This is a genomic window from Pectobacterium peruviense (genome assembly GCF_003312355.2).
Lineage (GTDB): Bacteria > Pseudomonadota > Gammaproteobacteria > Enterobacterales > Enterobacteriaceae > Pectobacterium > Pectobacterium peruviense.
In genome coordinates this window covers 962,954-980,746 of sequence record NZ_CP161826.1, presented here as the reverse complement: position 1 = coordinate 980,746, position 17,793 = coordinate 962,954, and the positions used below count along the sequence as shown (strand labels likewise).

10 protein-coding genes are annotated in these 17,793 nt (G+C 52.1%); 2 read left to right on the top strand and 8 right to left on the bottom strand.

The genetic code is table 11. The features are described from left to right. Window positions 1–327: 327 nt before the first annotated feature. Together relA and rlmD are read right to left on the bottom strand one after the other, a co-directional pair. Entirely contained in the window at window positions 328–2,565 is a 2,238-nt protein-coding gene (gene relA, locus DUT67_RS04370; RefSeq protein WP_113626735.1) for a GTP diphosphokinase, read from the bottom strand. Window positions 2,566–2,615: 50 nt separating this feature from the next. Continuing rightward, window positions 2,616–3,968, bottom strand: a complete 1,353-nt coding sequence (rlmD, locus tag DUT67_RS04365; protein ID WP_113626734.1) for a 23S rRNA (uracil(1939)-C(5))-methyltransferase RlmD — start codon at window positions 3,966–3,968, stop codon at window positions 2,616–2,618. 115 nt (window positions 3,969–4,083) lie between these two features. Between rlmD and barA the strand changes: the two genes are divergently transcribed. Further along, complete coding sequence (gene barA, locus DUT67_RS04360; protein ID WP_113632821.1) at window positions 4,084–6,879, top strand: two-component sensor histidine kinase BarA; 2,796 nt, start codon at window positions 4,084–4,086, stop codon at window positions 6,877–6,879. Between the two features lie 446 nt (window positions 6,880–7,325). Here barA and DUT67_RS04355 read toward each other — a convergent pair whose 3' ends face one another. From DUT67_RS04355 to DUT67_RS04330, 6 genes are all read right to left on the bottom strand, one after another. Beyond that, on the bottom strand, window positions 7,326–8,471 hold the full coding sequence (locus DUT67_RS04355; protein WP_048262020.1) for a glycerate kinase: 1,146 nt from the start codon (window positions 8,469–8,471) through the stop codon (window positions 7,326–7,328). 176 nt (window positions 8,472–8,647) lie between these two features. Beyond that, window positions 8,648–9,532, bottom strand: coding sequence for a 2-hydroxy-3-oxopropionate reductase (gene garR, locus DUT67_RS04350; RefSeq protein WP_113632820.1), 885 nt, complete (start codon window positions 9,530–9,532; stop codon window positions 8,648–8,650). A 90-nt stretch (window positions 9,533–9,622) separates the two neighbouring features. Beyond that, window positions 9,623–10,393, bottom strand: coding sequence for a 2-dehydro-3-deoxyglucarate aldolase (gene garL, locus DUT67_RS04345; protein WP_011095077.1), 771 nt, complete (start codon window positions 10,391–10,393; stop codon window positions 9,623–9,625). A gap of 69 nt (window positions 10,394–10,462) precedes the next feature. Then, window positions 10,463–11,803, bottom strand: a complete 1,341-nt coding sequence (gudD, locus tag DUT67_RS04340) for a glucarate dehydratase (RefSeq protein ID WP_113632819.1) — start codon at window positions 11,801–11,803, stop codon at window positions 10,463–10,465. A gap of 37 nt (window positions 11,804–11,840) precedes the next feature. Next, complete coding sequence (locus DUT67_RS04335; protein ID WP_113632818.1) at window positions 11,841–13,193, bottom strand: enolase C-terminal domain-like protein; 1,353 nt, start codon at window positions 13,191–13,193, stop codon at window positions 11,841–11,843. A gap of 604 nt (window positions 13,194–13,797) precedes the next feature. Beyond that, on the bottom strand, window positions 13,798–15,150 hold the full coding sequence (locus tag DUT67_RS04330) for an MFS transporter (protein ID WP_048262029.1): 1,353 nt from the start codon (window positions 15,148–15,150) through the stop codon (window positions 13,798–13,800). Between the two features lie 682 nt (window positions 15,151–15,832). On the opposite strand from DUT67_RS04330, the gene garD reads away from it, so the two are divergent. Continuing rightward, entirely contained in the window at window positions 15,833–17,407 is a 1,575-nt protein-coding gene (gene garD, locus DUT67_RS04325; RefSeq protein ID WP_048262031.1) for a galactarate dehydratase, read from the top strand. Window positions 17,408–17,793: the final 386 nt, after the last annotated feature.

Genomic DNA, 17,793 nt, shown 5'->3' with positions numbered 1-17,793 from the left:
GCGCAAAGACATCACTATTTTCAGATCAACGGCGTAAAAAATTGTGCTGAGATGCACATGGCCGCCGAGTGAGCCGCATGGATGCGGCGAAAGCCTGTGCCGCGTAGGGAACGCGTCACAGGTGGCTCGACAGCGGACATGTACATCGAAGGAACCGCAACGCGGCACAATTCTCGCAAAAAGCCAGGGTTCTGAGGGATGCGGCACCTGAGCATCCCTCAGTCGGGCGTGGCAATGGTGCCACAAAGAACAATATTGCTAACCACGCACGAAACTTTTCATCACACCCGCACTAGGTTTTCAACTGGCTGATGGTGAAACCATTATTTACGCCCCCTGCTGGCGCCGCGCATCAATCACATCCGGCAGTTGGTTGAGCTTCGCCAGAATGCGGCCCAACACTTGCAGGTTGTAGATTTCGATATCCATATCAATCGTTGCCAGTTGCTGCTTAGTGTCGCTACGGCTGGCGACGCCCAGTACATTGACCTTCTCATTCGCCAGAATCGTGGTGATATCTCGCAGCAGGCCGCTACGATCGTTGGCGATCACTCTCACCACCAGCGAGTAGCCGCTGGAGTAGCTTTCACCCCATACCGCGTCCACAATGCGCTCCGGCGAACTGGCACGCAGTTCGTCCAACTGTTCACAGTCAGCGCGGTGAATCGAAATTCCCCGTCCGCGTGTGATAAACCCGGTGATCTCATCACCCGGAATCGGCTGGCAACAGCGGGCAATGTGATGCATCAGATTGCCAACGCCTTCAACCACCACGCGGCCGTTGTCTTTGTTATTACTGCGCGCTGGCGGCTGATGCGTTTTTTGCGTCAGTTGGCGTAGCGCTTCACGATCCAGTTCTTCCGCACTCGGCTGTTTTAACTGCGATTGCAGGAAATTCACCATCTGGTTCAGGCGAACATCACCGCCGCCAATCGCAGCCAGTAATTCATCCAGCGAATTCACGTTGTAGCGCGGCAGCAGCAGTTTTTCCGCCGCTTTCAGGCTGACGCCCAAATGCGCCAGTTCATCATCAAGAATCTGTCGACCCGCCAGAATGTTCTTGTCACGATCTTGCTTACGGAACCAGTTCTGGATCTTGGAGCGTCCACGACTGGTGGTGATGTAGCCAAGATTTGGATTCAGCCAGTCACGGCTTGGGTTCGGCTGCTTCTGGGTGATAATTTCAATCTGATCGCCCATGTGCAACTGGTAGGTAAACGGCACAATACGTCCGCCGATTTTCGCCCCGATGCAACGGTGCCCAATATCGCTGTGGATATGATAAGCAAAATCCAACGGCGTGGAACCCGCAGGAAGATCCACCACGTCGCCTTTCGGCGTAAAGACATAAACGCGATCGTCAAACACCTGGCTGCGAACTTCGTCCAGCACGTCATTCGAATCCGCCACTTCTTCCTGCCAGGCAAGCAGTTTACGCAGCCAGGCAATACGCCCTTCGTAACCGGAGCGCCCGCCGACTGCGGTGCCTTCTTTGTATTTCCAGTGTGCCGCCACGCCCAGTTCAGCATCTTCATGCATCTGGCGCGTACGAATCTGAATTTCGAGCGTCTTTCCACCCGGCCCTAACACCACGGTGTGGATGGACTGATAGCCGTTCGGTTTGGGGTTAGCAACGTAGTCGTCAAACTCGTCTGGCAGATGGCGATAGTGCGTATGCACGATCCCAAGCGCCCCGTAGCAGTCCTGTAAGCGCTCAACGACGATGCGAACTGCACGCACATCGAACAGTTCATCGAACGACAGCGCTTTCTTCTGCATCTTGCGCCAGATGCTGTAGATATGCTTGGGACGGCCATAGATTTCTGCCTGCACGCCCTCTTCTTTCATCGCATCGCGCAGCGTTTTAACAAAATCATCAATGTACTGCGCACGATCGATACGACGCTCGTGCAGCAGCTTGGCGATTTTTTTATATTCATCAGGGTGCAGGTAGCGAAAGCAGAAATCCTCCAGCTCCCACTTCAACTGGCCGATGCCTAAGCGGTTAGCCAGCGGTGCATAGATATTGGTACACTCTTTGGCCGCCAATACCCGTTCTTCTTCTGGGGCATCCTTCACTTCACGCAGGTGTGCGATCCGCTCAGCAAGCTTGATGACCACGCAGCGGAAATCTTCCACCATCGCCAGCAGCATGCGGCGGATGTTATCAACCTGCTCAGACGCGCCCGAATCATTCTGCGTCGCTTTAAGCTGGCGAATTGCATCCATATCGCGCACGCCATGCACCAAATCAACGATGTTTTTCCCAAACGCGGCTTCCAGCGTCGGTTCATCGACCACGTTCGCATCGGCTAGCGGAAAGAGCAGCGCCGCGCGCATACTGTCATTGTCCATGCTGAGCGTGGACAGGATTTCCACCATTTCGATGCCACGCCACAGCAGTAGCGGCGCATCAGCATGATCTTGCGTTTGCTGCTCACAGTAACGCCAGGTTTCGGCTAAACGTTCACACGATTGCTGACTGGCAATACCCAGTGAAGCAATCCACGCGTCAGGGACAAATTCACCTGCCGTATTCAAATGCGCACTTCTTACCGCAACCATAATTTCTCCCTACGTTACCCTTCACCTTGCAAACGACGTGGCTCTGCTACTTATTGCGCTTTCCGCGTGCCGGTATCGTGCAAAAACAGTGCCATCGATTCAAGGTGTCCGGTATGTGGAAACATATCCAACATCGCGACATTTGCCAGCCGGTAACCGGCTGCGAGTAAGACTTTGCTGTCGCGTGCTAGCGTCGTGGCGTTACAGGAAACATACACCACCCGTTTCGGTGCCAGTTTGGTTATCTGCTCCATCACGCCTGCTGCGCCAGCACGTGCCGGATCAAGTAATATCTTATCAAAACCCTGAGCCGCCCACGGCTGCTGCGTGACGTCATCCTCAAGATTTTGGTGAAAAAATGTGACATTGGACAGGGCATTGCGTCGGGCATTCTCGCGCCCTTTTTCGACTAGCGCGGTAACCCCTTCTACACCGACAACGCTGGCGGCACGCTGTGCCAGCGGCAGCGTGAAATTGCCCATGCCGCAAAACAGATCCAATATTCTATCCTGTGGTTGCACATCCAACCACGCCAGTGCCTGCGCAACCATCTGCTGGTTCACCGCGTCATTGACCTGAATAAAGTCACGCGGGCTAAATGCCAGCGTCAGCCCGGCGACGTGATAAACCGGTTCCTCACCGTGCAAACACGTCAGCGAGTCAGCATCCGGTGCCAGATAAACCGAGACACCCTGTCTCTGGGCAAAATCACGCAATGCCTGCTCATCCGATGGATGCAGTGGATCAAGGTGCCGTAGCACCAGTAGCGGACCATTCTCCGCCTGCACCAGTTCCGCATGCCCAAGGCGTTTCACCGCTTTTAATCGGCTCAGGCATTCACGTAACGGTTGCAGTAGCGCGTCAAGCTCGGGCCGCAACACCGGACAGGCTTTGATATCCACGAGATCGTGAGAATTTGACTGCCGATAGCCCATCAACAATCGCTGATCTTTTGCATGAAAGTATAACGCAAGCCGCGCACGCCTCCGATAGGCATAAGGTGTGCCAGCAATGAGCGACGCAGCAGGCAGTTCAACGCCCGTTTCTCGCGTCATCATGCGCATCAACGCCGCCGTTTTACTGCTCTGTTGCAGCGTAATTTCTGCATGCTGCTGCTGACAGCCGCCGCAGCGGGTAAAATGAGGACACTGCGGCTCAACGCGCTGTGGGCTAGGCGTCAGCAGGCGTTTAAGTTTTGCGTGTGAAAAATGACGTTTCTCTTCCGTCAGTTGAACCTCAGCCTGCTCTCCCGGCAGCACACCCGTGACAAACACTGTCTTTCCTTCGTGACGTGCGACACCTTGCCCAAATGGGTCAAGTGACTCGACCGTGACAGTGAGGTTTTTCGCTGGAACCGCTTTCCGGGTCGTCACACGCCGGTTTGGAGAGTAGAATTGCGCCATAATGTACTATCGATTGATCTCTTGAGTTGAACGGCTGTACTCGAATTATTTAAGGTATAACTAAATTAAATAATAGGGTGCCTAGCATCCTCTAATTCTCCCACATTGGAACCTCATGACCAAATACAGTCTTCGTGCACGGATGTTGATACTGATTTTGGCACCGACACTCATGATCGGGCTGCTGCTCAGCTCGTTCTTCGTCATCCATCGTTACAATCAGTTGCAGGCGCAGTTGGCCGATTCAGGCACCAGCATCATTGAACCGCTAGCGACCATCAGCGCTTACGCGATTACCCACCGCCAGATGGACACGATTCCTGCGTTAATCAATACGCTTCATCGCCGCCACTCCGCGATTATTCGCACGATTAGCGTGTTCGATGCCCGTAATCAGCTACTGGCTACGACCAATGTGCGTAACAACGTGGCATTACAGCCACTCAGCAGCGATGCACTTTCGTACAATAAGCTGCACCTGCACTACACGAATGATACGTTGGTTCTGCACATGCCGATCGTCAATGACAGCGAATTCATGCCTGGCGGGGCGACCCCCGTGCTGCCCGGTACAGCGACACCTCTCGGTTATCTGGTGATTGAGCTGGATACCAGCGCCATTCGGCTTCAGCAGTATCAGGAAATCTTCATTGCCGCGCTTCTGCTGCTGCTCTCTTTGGGTGCCGCTGTCGTCTTCGCTTATCGTCTGATGCGAGATGTCACCACCCCGATCCGCAATATGGTGGATACCGTCGATCGTATTCGCCGTGGGCAGTTGGATAGCCGGGTAGAAGATTACATGCTCGGCGAGCTGGATATGCTGAAAAACGGCATTAACTCGATGGCGATGTCGCTGACTGCCTACCACGAAGAAATGCAGCAAAATATCGATCAGGCGACCTACGATCTGCGAGAAACGCTGGAGCAGATGGAGATCCAAAACGTCGAACTGGATCTGGCTAAGAAACGGGCACAGGAAGCGGCACGCATCAAATCTGAGTTTCTGGCAAATATGTCACATGAACTGAGAACGCCACTGAATGGCGTGATCGGTTTCACCCGTCAGACGCTGAAGACCCCGCTGAACACGACACAGACTGATTATCTGCTCACCATCGAACGCTCCGCCAATAACCTGCTGAATATTATTAACGATGTGCTGGATTTCTCGAAGCTAGAAGCCGGAAAGCTCGTGCTGGAAGATATTCCATTCTCCCTGCACAGCACGCTGGATGATGTCGTGATGTTGCTGGCGCATACGGCACATGAAAAGGGGTTGGAGCTAACGCTCAGTATTCAGAATGACGTTCCCGAACAGTTTGTCGGCGATCCGCTGCGAATACAGCAAATCATCACCAACCTGCTGGGCAACGCGATTAAATTCACCGAACAGGGCAATATCGATATTCGAGTAGAGAAGCGTCGACAGGAACATCATCAGGTCCAGCTTGAGGTACAAATCCGCGATACCGGCATCGGCATTGCCGAGTTGCAGCAGTCACAGCTATTTCAGGCTTTCCGTCAGGCTGACACCAGTATTTCACGTCGTCATGGCGGTACAGGGCTTGGGTTGGTCATCACTCAACGTCTGGTCAAAGAGATGGGGGGCGATATTAGTTTTCAGAGCCAACTCAACAAAGGGTCGACCTTCTGGTTCCACATCACGCTGCCGCTCAATCCCCACACCATACCGACCGAGCCAGCCTATACGATGCTGCAAGGTAAACATCTGGCCTACGTCGAGTACCATCCGATTGCCGCGCAGGCCACGCTGGATATCCTGAGCCAGACGCCGTTGATGGTGAGCTACAGCCCGACGTTTGAACAATTGCCGGAAGGTGATTTTGATATCCTGTTGCTCGGTATTCCCGTGCAATATCGCAATACGCTGCTCGACTACACGCCCAGACTGCGCGATATCTGCCGCCGTGCGCCTTGCGTGATTCTGGCGCTGCCCAGTCTGGCGCAAATGGATGCCGAGCAGTTGAAAACCTTCGGCGTGCATGCCTGCCTGAGTAAACCGCTCGCCGCATCACGCCTGCTGCCCTTGCTACAGGACAGCACGTTGTTCCAGCTCTCTTTTCTGCCGGATGCGACCACATCTCACCAGAGTGTCGTCCGCCATCCAGCCCGTCTACCGCTGAGCGTGATGGCGGTGGATGACAACCCGGCCAACCTGAAATTAATCGGTACACTGCTGGAAGAACAGGTCGATACGATTATTCTGTGCGAAAGCGGAACAGACGCGATTTCACAGGCAAAAATGCATCAAATCGACATTATCCTGATGGATATTCAGATGCCGGGTATGGACGGCATTTGCGCCAGCGAGCTGATTCGCCAGATCCCTCATCATGCCACCACGCCTATCATCGCGGTGACCGCACAGACCATGACGGGTGAACGTGAACATTTGCTGCGCTCGGGTATGGATGATTATCTGGCTAAACCGATAGACGAGCAGATGCTGAAAAGCGTGCTAACCCGCCACGCGCGGAAAGATCCGTTGAAGCGCGACCGAGGAAATATTGCGGGTTTGCTGAACGAGCACGACGATAGCCAACTCTCACTCGACTGGGCGCTGGCGCAGCAACAGGCGGCGAACAAGCCGGAACTGGCGCGTGACCTGCTGCAAATGCTGTTGGATTTTCTGCCGGAAGTTCGGCAGAAGATAGAAAATGTGCTGAATGGTCAGACGGATGACGAGATTATCGAGCTGGTTCATAAACTGCACGGCAGTTGCAGCTACAGCGGCGTTCCACGTCTGAAACGCATCTGCCGCTATTTGGAACAACAGCTACGTAACGGTGTTCACGCCAGCGATCTGGAACCCGAATGGCTGGAACTACTGGACGAGATCGATAACGTCAACAAAGCTGCCCAGCCGCATATCAATCACATGCATTCGTAATCAATATTCCCGCTTCGCCACATTTTATGTGGCTGTGGAGGCAGTTTCGTGCGCTTTGCTGTTATACGGCGTAAAAAATTATGCTGAGGAGATAGCGGGCTTCGGATGAGTCGCAGGACGCGGCGAAAGCTTGCGCCACGTCGGACAAAAACGTCAGAGACGTTTTTGAACAGCACTCGTGCTGGCCCGAAGGGTGAGCCCCATTTATGGGGCGAGTAAACGTGTCGCAAGCGGTCCGTTAAGCCGGATATCGACGAAGGTACCGCGTTAGCGGCATAATTTCAGCCGAAAGCCTGGGGTCACGGGGCGAGCGGCGTGTGAGCTGTCCCGTGTCGGGCGCGTGCTGCGAAGTAGCATTAAATAGCCGTATTGTGGCGCACGAAACCGTCTCTCAGTCTGCATAGAAATGTGTATAAATACCAAACACCATCGCATCACGATGACGATTAACGAGATACTGACTGCGCCAGTCGGATCGTGGCGGCGATATTACGCGCCGTCATTCGCACATTCTCTGCTGCATTATCCAGCGCTTCTTCTAGTGAGCAGATGTTGTAAAGCACGCTGAATACGGCATCCAGGCCATGTTCATGCACCACGGCAACATCTGCCGTCAGGCTGCCTGCAATACCAATAACCGGTTTATTATACTGTTTGGCGACGCGCGCCACGCCAATCGGCACTTTGCCATGAATCGTCTGGCTGTCGATACGCCCTTCCCCGGTAATCACCAGCGTGGCATCCCGTACCAGTTCATCCAGACCCAGCGCTTCCGTAACAATCTCAATACCCTGACGAAGTTCAGCGCCGCAAAAGGCCTGTAGCGCCGCCCCCATGCCACCCGCTGCACCCGCTCCGGGAACGTGTTCCACATCCATGTCCAGATCGTGACGAATCACCGCCGCATAATGCTTCAACGCATTATCCAACTGTTCGATCATCTCCGGCGTTGCACCTTTCTGAGGGCCAAAAATAGCCGATGCACCCTGTTTCCCCGTCAACGGGTTGGTCACATCGCAGGCCACTTCAAAACGGCAGCTTTTAATACGTTCATCCAGCTCGCTGATATCAATGCTGGCAAGCTTATCGAGTTCACCACCACCAAAACCAATCTGTTCGCCCTGCTTATCCAGCAACTTCGCGCCCAGCGCCTGCACCATGCCCGATCCGCCATCATTGGTTGCGCTTCCGCCAATCCCGATGATGCAGTGCCGAACGCCGTGATCCAACGCGCAGCGAATCAACTCGCCCGTGCCATAGCTCGTGGTCTTTAACGGATTACGCTGTTGAGAAGGCACGCGTTCCAGACCACTTGCCGCTGCCATCTCAATAAAAGCCGTTTTTTCATCGCCAGACAGGCCAAAGAACGCATCAATGTTATCGCCTAACGGCCCTGTCACCTTAACATTCACAATCTTGCCATCAGTCGCAGCGACCATGGCTTCGACTGTTCCTTCCCCACCATCTGCAACGGGCAATTTGACATAGCAGGCATCGGGAAATATTTCACGAAATCCCTTTTCAATCTGCGTGGCAACCTCTTGTGCAGATAGGCTTTCTTTATAAGAATCCGGTGCGATCACTATTTTCATAAACGATCCGATTTCATCAACGTTCCGATTGCATCAATAATCCGCGCGCTCATGAAATAGCGCTTATACCCACCAATTTTCAGGGCAGAGATCCTGAAATCTCTTGGGTAGATCAGAATGATTATCTGCCAGTCGGCTGGCACACGGTGCCAGCCTCGTGACTATCGCTTCACGGGTTATCTCGTGACTTCTACTTTAGCCAGCTTCTCGTAGTAACACGCCAGTGCGCTATGGTCAGCCGATCCCAGATCGTCCGCTTTCAACGCCTGCATCATTTCCATCACCGCCGCCGTTAACGGCAACTGTGCGCCCACGCCGTGTGAGGTATCCAGCGCATTCGCCAGATCTTTAATATGCAGATCGATGCGGAAACCTGGCTTAAAGTTACGATCCATAACCATCGGCGCTTTCGCATCCAGTACGGTGCTGCCCGCCAGTCCACCGCGAATCGCCTGATAAACCAGATCGGGGTTAACGCCGGCTTTCGTCGCCAGAACCAATGCTTCAGACATGGCAGCAATGTTCAGTGCCACAATCACCTGATTCGCCAGTTTGGTAACGTTGCCCGCACCGATATCACCGGTATGTACAACGGAACCTGCCATTGATTTCAGAATTTCAAAGCAGCGGTCAAACTGTGCTTTCTCACCACCGACCATCACGGACAGCGTGCCGTCGACCGCTTTTGGTTCACCGCCGCTGACCGGCGCATCCAACATAGCGATCTCTTTCGCCGCCAGCGCAGCAGCAATTTCACGGCTGGCAAGCGGTGCGATTGAACTCATATCCACCACAATGCTTCCGGCACGCGCACCTTCGATGACGCCGTTTTCGCCCAGCACCACCTCTTTTACATGTGGAGAGTTAGGCAACATGGTGATGATCACGTCGCTCAGCTCCGCAACCTGTTTCGGCGTTTCAGCTGACGTCGCACCTGCCGCAACCACTTCCGCGACGGCTTCCAGATTTCTGTCCATCACGACTAATGAGTAACCTGCTTTCAGCAGATTTTTACTCATCGGTTTTCCCATAATGCCCAGTCCAATAAAACCAATTTTCATCGCCCTAACCTCATTGTCTGATGTAGATATCACTTCAATTCACGATGGCGCCGTCTCATGACGGATCCGATTCGCAACGGAATCACTGAATCACTTTTTGTATTTGTCGCTCAGCGCCTGTGTCGCGCTGCGGAATACGCCCAGATCGCTGCCTACCGCGACGAAGCTTGCACCCCATTCCAGATAGCGACGCGCATCGGCTTCAACCGGTGCCAGAATGCCGCACGGTTTGTTATGTGCCGCCGCGCGGTCGAAGATGTGGCGGATTGCCTTCTGCACGTCAGGATGGTTAGGCTGACCGAGATAACCCAGCGCCGCCGACAGATCGCTCGGGCCAACGAACACGCCGTCTACGCCGTCAACCGCGATAATCGCATCCAGATTGTCGAGGCCGTCCTGACTTTCGATTTGCACCACGACGGTAATGTTGTCGTTAATCTTGGCGAAATAGTCAGGTTCGGTGCCATAGCTGTTGCTACGATGCGCCACGGAAACGCCGCGAATACCCGCTGGTGGATAACGGGTGGAAGCGACCGCACGCGCGGCTTCTTCTGCCGTTTCCACGAAGGGGATCAGGAAGTTATTGAACCCAATATCCAACAGCCGTTTGATGATAATCGGTTCATTGCACGGTGGGCGGACAACAGGCGCGCTGTGACTACCTTTCAGCGCCATTAGCTGAGGAATAAACGTCACGATATCGTTAGGCGCGTGCTCTCCATCCAGCACGAGCCAGTCGAATCCCGCCAGCCCCAGCACTTCAGTTGAAATCGGGTTGCCTAGCGCACACCAGCAGCCAATCAACGTTTTCCCCTGCTGCAAATCTTGGCGAAAACGGTTAGGTAACAGCGGAGTCTTCATTTTTTATCCTCGGTCATTCCAGCGCCACTTAGCTGAAGCGGCGCGCTCAAAAAACGGAAAAGCAGAACGTTAGCGAACCAGACACGGACGTTTATTATCAAATGTCCACTCAGGAATAAGGTACTGCATTCCCATTGCGTCGTTACGTGCGCCTAATCCCATGTTTTTATACAGTTCGTGTGCTTTCATTACCTGATCCATATCCAGCTCAACACCCAGACCCGGTTTCTTCGGTACTTCCACCATGCCGCCAACAATCTGCAATGGTTCTTTCGTCAGGCGCTGGTTGCCTTCCTGCCAGATCCAGTGCGTATCAATCGCCGTAATCTTGCCCGGAGCCGCCGCGGCGACCTGAGTAAACATGGCCAGTGAAATATCAAAGTGGTTATTGGAGTGAGAACCCCAGGTTAAGCCCCATTCGTGGCACATCTGAGCCACACGAACGGAACCTTGCATCGTCCAGAAGTGCGGATCGGCCAACGGAATATCGACCGATTGCAGCGAAATCGTGTGGCCCATTTGTCGCCAGTCGGTAGCGATCATGTTGGTCGCGGTAGGCAGACCGGTCGCACGGCGGAATTCAGCCATCACTTCACGACCGGAGAAACCTTGTTCCGCGCCGCACGGATCTTCTGCATACGCCAGTACACCGCGCAGTTGTTTGCCCAGATCGATGGCTTCATCCAGCGACCAGGCACCATTCGGGTCTAGCGTGATACGTGCCTGCGGGAAGCGCTTAGCCAGTGCAGTTACCGCTTCGGCTTCTTCGCTACCGGCCAGTACGCCGCCTTTCAGTTTGAAATCATTGAATCCGTATTTTTCATACGCGGCTTCAGCCAGACGCACGATGGTTTCTGGCGACAGAGCTTCTTCGTGACGCAGACGATACCAGTCGCACTTCTCGTTCGTCTGATTCTGGTAAGGCAGATCGGTTTTATTACGATCGCCGATGTAGAACAGATAACCCAGCATTTCTACCGCATCACGCTGTTGACCATCGCCCAGCAGCGAGGCCACGCTGACATTGAGGAATTGCCCCAGCAGATCGAGCATTGCGGCTTCTATCCCCGTGACGACATGGATGGTGATACGCAGATCGAACGTCTGCAAACCGCGTCCAGAGGAGTCACGGTCAGCGAACTGTGCGCGCACTGCCGTCATCACGTTTTTGTATTCGCCTAGCGTTTTACCGACCACCAGCTCGGCAGCATCTTCCAGCGTCTGACGGATTTTCTCACCGCCGGGAATTTCACCGACACCGGTATTCCCGGCGTTATCTTTCAGAATCACAATGTTGCGAGTGAAATAGGGTGCATGTGCGCCACTCAGATTGAGCAGCATACTGTCGTGACCTGCAACCGGAATAACCTGCATGTGGGTAATAACCGGAGTTGAATTTTGCAACGTCATTTTCTTATCCTTATCTCTCTAATTTTTCTATGTAGGGTTAGCGGCCAAAAACCGGGCGTTTACGATCAAACTTCCAACCTGGGATCAGGTACTGCATGGCGACGGCATCATTACGTGCCCCGCTCGGTAATTTTTTGTACAGATCGTGGGCTTTCATGACCTGTTCCATATCCAGCTCAATCCCCAGGCCGGGACGCTCTGGCACCTTAATTTTACCGTTGACGATTTGCAGCGGCTCTTTGGTCAGGTGCTGCCCTTCCTGCCAAATCCAATGTGTATCAATCGCCGTCGGGTTACCTGGCGCCGCCGCACCCACGTGCGTGAACATCGCCAGAGAGATATCGAAATGGTTATTTGAATGGCAGCCCCACGTCAGGCCCCACTCATCACACAGCTGGGCGACGCGCACCGCACCGTGCATCGTCCAGAAATGCGGATCGGCCAGCGGGATATCGACCGCCTGCAACATCACGGCATGGTTCATTTCGCGCCAGTTGGTGGCAATCATGTTGGTCGCAACTGGCAGCCCAGTTGCACGGCGGAATTCCGCCATCACCTCACGGCCGGAGAAACCCTGCTCAGCACCGCACGGGTCTTCCGCATAGGTCAGAATGCCCTTCATGTCTTTGCACAAATCTATCGCTTCATCCAGCAGCCAGGCACCGTTTGGGTCGACGGTAATACGGGCATCTGGGAACCGTTTTTTTAGCGCCTTCACAGCATCGATTTCTTGCTCACCGGGCAACACGCCACCTTTGAGTTTGAAATCTTTGAATCCGTAGCGGTCAGTGGTGGCTTCAGCCAGACGCACAATCGCCTCGCTGTCCATCGCCTGCTGGTGACGCAGGTGATACCACTCGTGTTTGCCTTTTTCACCTGATACTTTCTCACCGGATAAATAAGGTAAATCCGTCTTCGTGCGGTCGCCGATATAGAACAAGTAACCGAGCACAGTGACTTCATCACGCTGCTTACCCGGCCCCAGCAGTTCGGCAACGGGGACACCCATAAATTGCCCCAGCAGATCGAGCAGTGCTGCTTCGAGAGCCGCCACCGCATTCACGCGCAGCTCAAACGTCCAGGCACCCTTGCCGAAAGAATCAAAATCAGAAGATTGGTTGCCGACATGGATGTCATGAACCAAACGGTTCATCCGGGCTATTTGTTTGCCTTTCACGCGGGGAATGGCATCGACCAGCGTGTTGTAAATGACTTCACCTCCGGGCGCTTCACCAACACCGGTATGACCGGCGCTATCGGTTAAAATCACGATATTACGAGTGAAGTAAGCACCGTGTGCACCACCGATGTTCAGCAGCATGCTGTCATAACCCGCAACGGGAATGACCTTCATGTCGGTAATTACAGGAGTCGCTGAAAAGTTTGCCATTACAGGCTCCCGTCATGGATAGAGCGCACAGGCTTGACGCTTAGGTTTCCGATGTTTGCCAAAACGCAGGTGTGCGCTGAGGCAGGTGAAAATAATTCAGTCATACAGAAATAAAAAACAGATGGTGCACCAGTAGATGATTTCATGTTGTTTTCCTACTTTATTAGCGCGACCTTGTTTTTACTCTGATTTGAAATGAACAATGCTTGTAGGGTTATCAGAATAAAAACAGGTATAACTACCTTAATACCGGAATAAAACGATTAGGAAAGCAGTGTCGTAATCCGTGCCGCCTTACCAACCTCAGTAAAAAGTATAAGTTTTCTTATTTCACAACTCATTGGGCAATAGCACAGCATTCCCTGTCGAAATGCAGATTAAATATGTCATTATCACAGGCCAATGGGAGGTGTTTCACGAAAACCGGGAAAAGCAAATTTCTGCCTTATAAACACCGGAATACGTACCATTGGCACCCGATTTCGAATAGGTAAATCCCTACTTTCCATGACATAAATAAAGGGCAAAACGCTGCGCCATCAGTATGACGGCACAGCGTTTTGTGTTACTGCCTACATGCAGATTAATGCTGTAGCGAATGGCTTTAATTATTAACGAATGGTTTTAATTCAATACGTTTAATATCTTGCACAATGAACAGGTAGCTGGCGATGGCAACCATCGCATGGACGCCGACATACACCAGAGCACCATTGAAAGAACCGGTCATTCCGATGATGTAGCCAATGGCAATCGGCGTCACGATACCAGACGCATTACCGAACATATTAAACAGCCCACCACTTAACCCGCTGATTTCTTTCGGTGCCGTATCGGCCATAACCGCCCAGCCCAGTGCACCAATGCCTTTGCCGAAGAAGGCAGCAGACATCACCGCAATGACAACCCACTCGGTTTCAACGTAGTTACAAATCACCATCGACATGGAGAGCAACATACCGAGAACGATAGGTGTTTTACGGGCAAAGGTCAGTGAATTGGTCCGGCGCATCAGGTAATCGGAAATGATGCCGCCCAGAACGCCGCCCACAAAACCGCAGATAGCAGGCACCGAGGCAACAAACCCCGCTTTGAGGATCGACATACCGCGCGCCTGAACCAGATAAAGTGGGAACCAGGTGATGAAGAAGTAAGTTAGTGCGTTAATACAATATTGGCCGATATACACACCAAGCATCATGCGAGACTGCATTAATTGCTTGACCTGATGCCATTTTTCACCCTTCACGGCCGCTTTCTTCGACCCTTTGGCGTCCATATTGATCAGTGCGCCACCGGCTTCAATATAATCCAGTTCAGCCTGATTCACGCCTGGGTGATCTTTAGGATCGTGGATCACTTTCAGCCAGACAAAGCTGAGGATGATACCTAATCCACCCATGAACCAGAACACGTGCGCCCAACCTACAGCGTGTACCAGCCAGCCCATGATAGGGGCGAAGATCACGGTCGCAAAGTACTGAGCCGAGTTGAATATCGCGACGGCCGTCCCACGCTCTTGTGCGGGGAACCAGGCAGCCACAATTCGGCTATTTCCCGGGAAGGAAGGTGATTCACACAAACCGACCATAAAGCGCAGGAGGAACAGAGAAATGACAATGCCCGCACCGCTGAAGATATCGACAAAGCCTTGTAATAAGGTAAAAATCGACCAGGTGAAGATACTGTAGAAGTAGACTTTCTTTGAGCCAAAGCGATCGAGCAGCCAGCCTCCGGGTATTTGACCAATAACATATGCCCAGGAGAACGCAGAGAAGATATATCCCATCCCCACCGCGTCCAGCCCAATTTCCTTAGACATTGCTGAACCAGCAATGGACAAGGTAGCACGGTCTCCATAGTTAAATGACGTGACAATAAACAACATCACGACAATCCAGTAGCGGGCGTTTGTTCTCTTTTGTATCGCGCCAGCTGCTGAGCTTACTGTATTCATGATGAACTCCTGCTTCAATCGCGGTTCGCTCATTCATTCCGAATAACAGATAACGGTGTAGGGTTATCAGAATGAAGATCAGTGGATATCCCCGTCATACTTCAAGTTACATGTGTGTTGGCTGCGTTCACTCACCCGAATCACTTACCGGAGTAAGTTCATCGGGACTCTTTCTCTTGCCGCCTACCTGAAACTCGAATTATTTAGGGTATAGTAAATTCCCATTTTTATTTTTTTTGCGAATAGCCAGGCTATATAGCATCAGAGTAATTAGCTGACATCTTCAACTCGCAGGAACATTATAATTTTTACCTGCTGGCCACTCACTAGATAAAAGCACAACATTAAAAATGTCCTTTGGAATATGTTGGTGCACTTGCCCTATATAGTGCGAGGTATTTCACGAAAAACGCCGTTATTCTCTTTTTACATTCATACACATTATTTTCATTTCCGTCCTGAAAACAGTGCGCAGAAAGAATGTGATCAAACTCACCAAAAATTGGTCATTCACCTGATAAATCAGAAACAAAAAGCGCTGGCTTAGGTCAATTGCATAATGTACGAGAAGAGAACCTCACGTATACTCATTAACGAGCAATGAAGTAATAGTGTGGTAAATGACTCGTGTAGTAATAGTTACCACTGCGTTTCTGATAAACAAATAATAAAGGCTTGCATCATGTCAGATAAATCAGAAAGTAATGCTGCACAAGAGCAGCCACTTTATATTAAGGTTCACGATTCTGATAATGTTGCCATTGTTGTTAATAATAATGGCTTACGTGCTGGAACCCGTTTTAATGATAGTCTGGAATTAATTGAGCATGTCCCGCAGGGTCACAAAGTTGCCCTTGTTGATATCGCCAAAACAGGCGCAATCATCCGCTATGGTGAAATTATCGGGTATGCGCTGCGCGATATTGCCAAAGGAAGCTGGATTGACGAATCCGTGGTCGAGCTACCTCAGGCACCCGCACTGGAAACCCTGCCGCTGGCGACCAAAATTCCGCCCTCTCTTCCTCCGCTGGAAGGCTATACCTTTGAAGGTTACCGCAATGCCGATGGCAGCGTAGGCACGAAAAATCTGTTGGGCATAACCACCAGCGTGCACTGCGTCGCGGGCGTAGTGGACTATGTCGTCAAAATTATCGAGCGAGATTTATTACCCAAGTATCCCAATGTGGATGGTGTGGTCGCGCTCAATCATCTCTATGGTTGTGGCGTGGCAATTAATGCCCCTGCGGCGGTCGTTCCTATCCGCACCATTCACAATCTGGCACTGAATCCAAATTTTGGTGGAGAAATTCTGGTTGTAGGTCTGGGCTGTGAAAAATTACAGCCGGAACGCCTCCTAGAAGGGACGCCAGATGTACAGGCCATCTCCCTTGATGACACCAGCATTGTCCGCTTGCAGGATGAACACCATGTTGGCTTCCGCTCGATGGTGGATGACATTCTGACGATGGCAGATAAGCACCTGCAACGACTGAACAAACGTCAGCGCGAAACCTGTCCGGCCTCAGAATTAGTTGTCGGCATGCAGTGTGGCGGCAGCGATGCTTTCTCTGGTGTCACCGCTAATCCGGCCGTTGGGTTTGCCTCCGACCTACTGGTACGCTGCGGCGCAACCGTCATGTTCTCCGAAGTGACGGAAGTGCGCGACGCCATTCATCTGCTAACACCGCGCGTCATCAATGAAGAGGTCGGTAAACGTCTGTTGGAAGAGATGGCCTGGTACGATAACTACCTCGACAGCGGCCAGACCGACCGTAGCGCCAACCCATCGCCGGGCAACAAAAAAGGTGGCCTTGCGAACGTGGTGGAAAAAGCGCTTGGCTCCATCGCCAAATCGGGCACCAGCGCGATTGTCGAAGTTCTGTCTCCCGGCCAACGCCCTACCAAACGCGGGTTGATTTACGCAGCAACGCCAGCCAGCGACTTTGTGTGCGGTACCCAGCAGCTCGCTTCCGGCATCACCGTACAGGTCTTCACCACCGGTCGCGGTACGCCTTATGGTCTACTGGCCGTACCCGTGATCAAAATGGCGACCCGTACCGCATTGGCAAACCGCTGGCACGACCTGATGGATATTGATGCAGGTACGATTGCAACTGGAGAGGCCACAATCGAAGACGTAGGCTGGCAGCTTTTCCATTTCATTTTGGATATCGCCAGCAGTAAGAAAAAAACCTGGTCCGATCAATGGGGACTTCATAACGCACTCGCCGTTTTCAACCCGGCCCCGGTAACCTGATTATCTTTTTCCGCAGGCCAGAGCCATTATCCGGCCTGCGGATGGCATTATTTGATCTACAATAAATTCAGCCGCAATGAAAACCGAGAAAAAGCAGTAATTAAAACAATAAGCATCAATGCAGCAACATTTAATTTCATTAGCGCAAAGAAAGAATAAAAAAAAGTTAACAATAGGTTCTTCTTATTGTCAATTATGCCCATCCAGAACACATTTTCAGTAAATCCGCTATGTTCTCCTCACCTATTTTTAATCATTTTTTCTCTGATTATTTATTGCCAATAAAATGAATCAATTGACAGGTGATCGTCCTCATCATAAATTTACGCGTGCTGAAAAAGCGTGCTAACACTGATGAAATGTTTGTTACAAATATATAGTTACAA

What these genes read in the sequence shown, in the direction of transcription:
- relA (WP_113626735.1), bottom strand. Translation starts at nt 2,565, where the DNA reads ATGGTTGCGGTAAGAAGTGCGCATTTGAATACGGCAGGTGAATTTGTC.
- rlmD (WP_113626734.1), bottom strand. Translation starts at nt 3,968, where the DNA reads ATGGCGCAATTCTACTCTCCAAACCGGCGTGTGACGACCCGGAAAGCG.
- barA (WP_113632821.1), top strand. Translation starts at nt 4,084, where the DNA reads ATGACCAAATACAGTCTTCGTGCACGGATGTTGATACTGATTTTGGCA.
- DUT67_RS04355 (WP_048262020.1), bottom strand. Translation starts at nt 8,471, where the DNA reads ATGAAAATAGTGATCGCACCGGATTCTTATAAAGAAAGCCTATCTGCA.
- garR (WP_113632820.1), bottom strand. Translation starts at nt 9,532, where the DNA reads ATGAAAATTGGTTTTATTGGACTGGGCATTATGGGAAAACCGATGAGT.
- garL (WP_011095077.1), bottom strand. Translation starts at nt 10,393, where the DNA reads ATGAAGACTCCGCTGTTACCTAACCGTTTTCGCCAAGATTTGCAGCAG.
- gudD (WP_113632819.1), bottom strand. Translation starts at nt 11,803, where the DNA reads ATGACGTTGCAAAATTCAACTCCGGTTATTACCCACATGCAGGTTATT.
- DUT67_RS04335 (WP_113632818.1), bottom strand. Translation starts at nt 13,193, where the DNA reads ATGGCAAACTTTTCAGCGACTCCTGTAATTACCGACATGAAGGTCATT.
- DUT67_RS04330 (WP_048262029.1), bottom strand. Translation starts at nt 15,150, where the DNA reads ATGAATACAGTAAGCTCAGCAGCTGGCGCGATACAAAAGAGAACAAAC.
- garD (WP_048262031.1), top strand. Translation starts at nt 15,833, where the DNA reads ATGTCAGATAAATCAGAAAGTAATGCTGCACAAGAGCAGCCACTTTAT.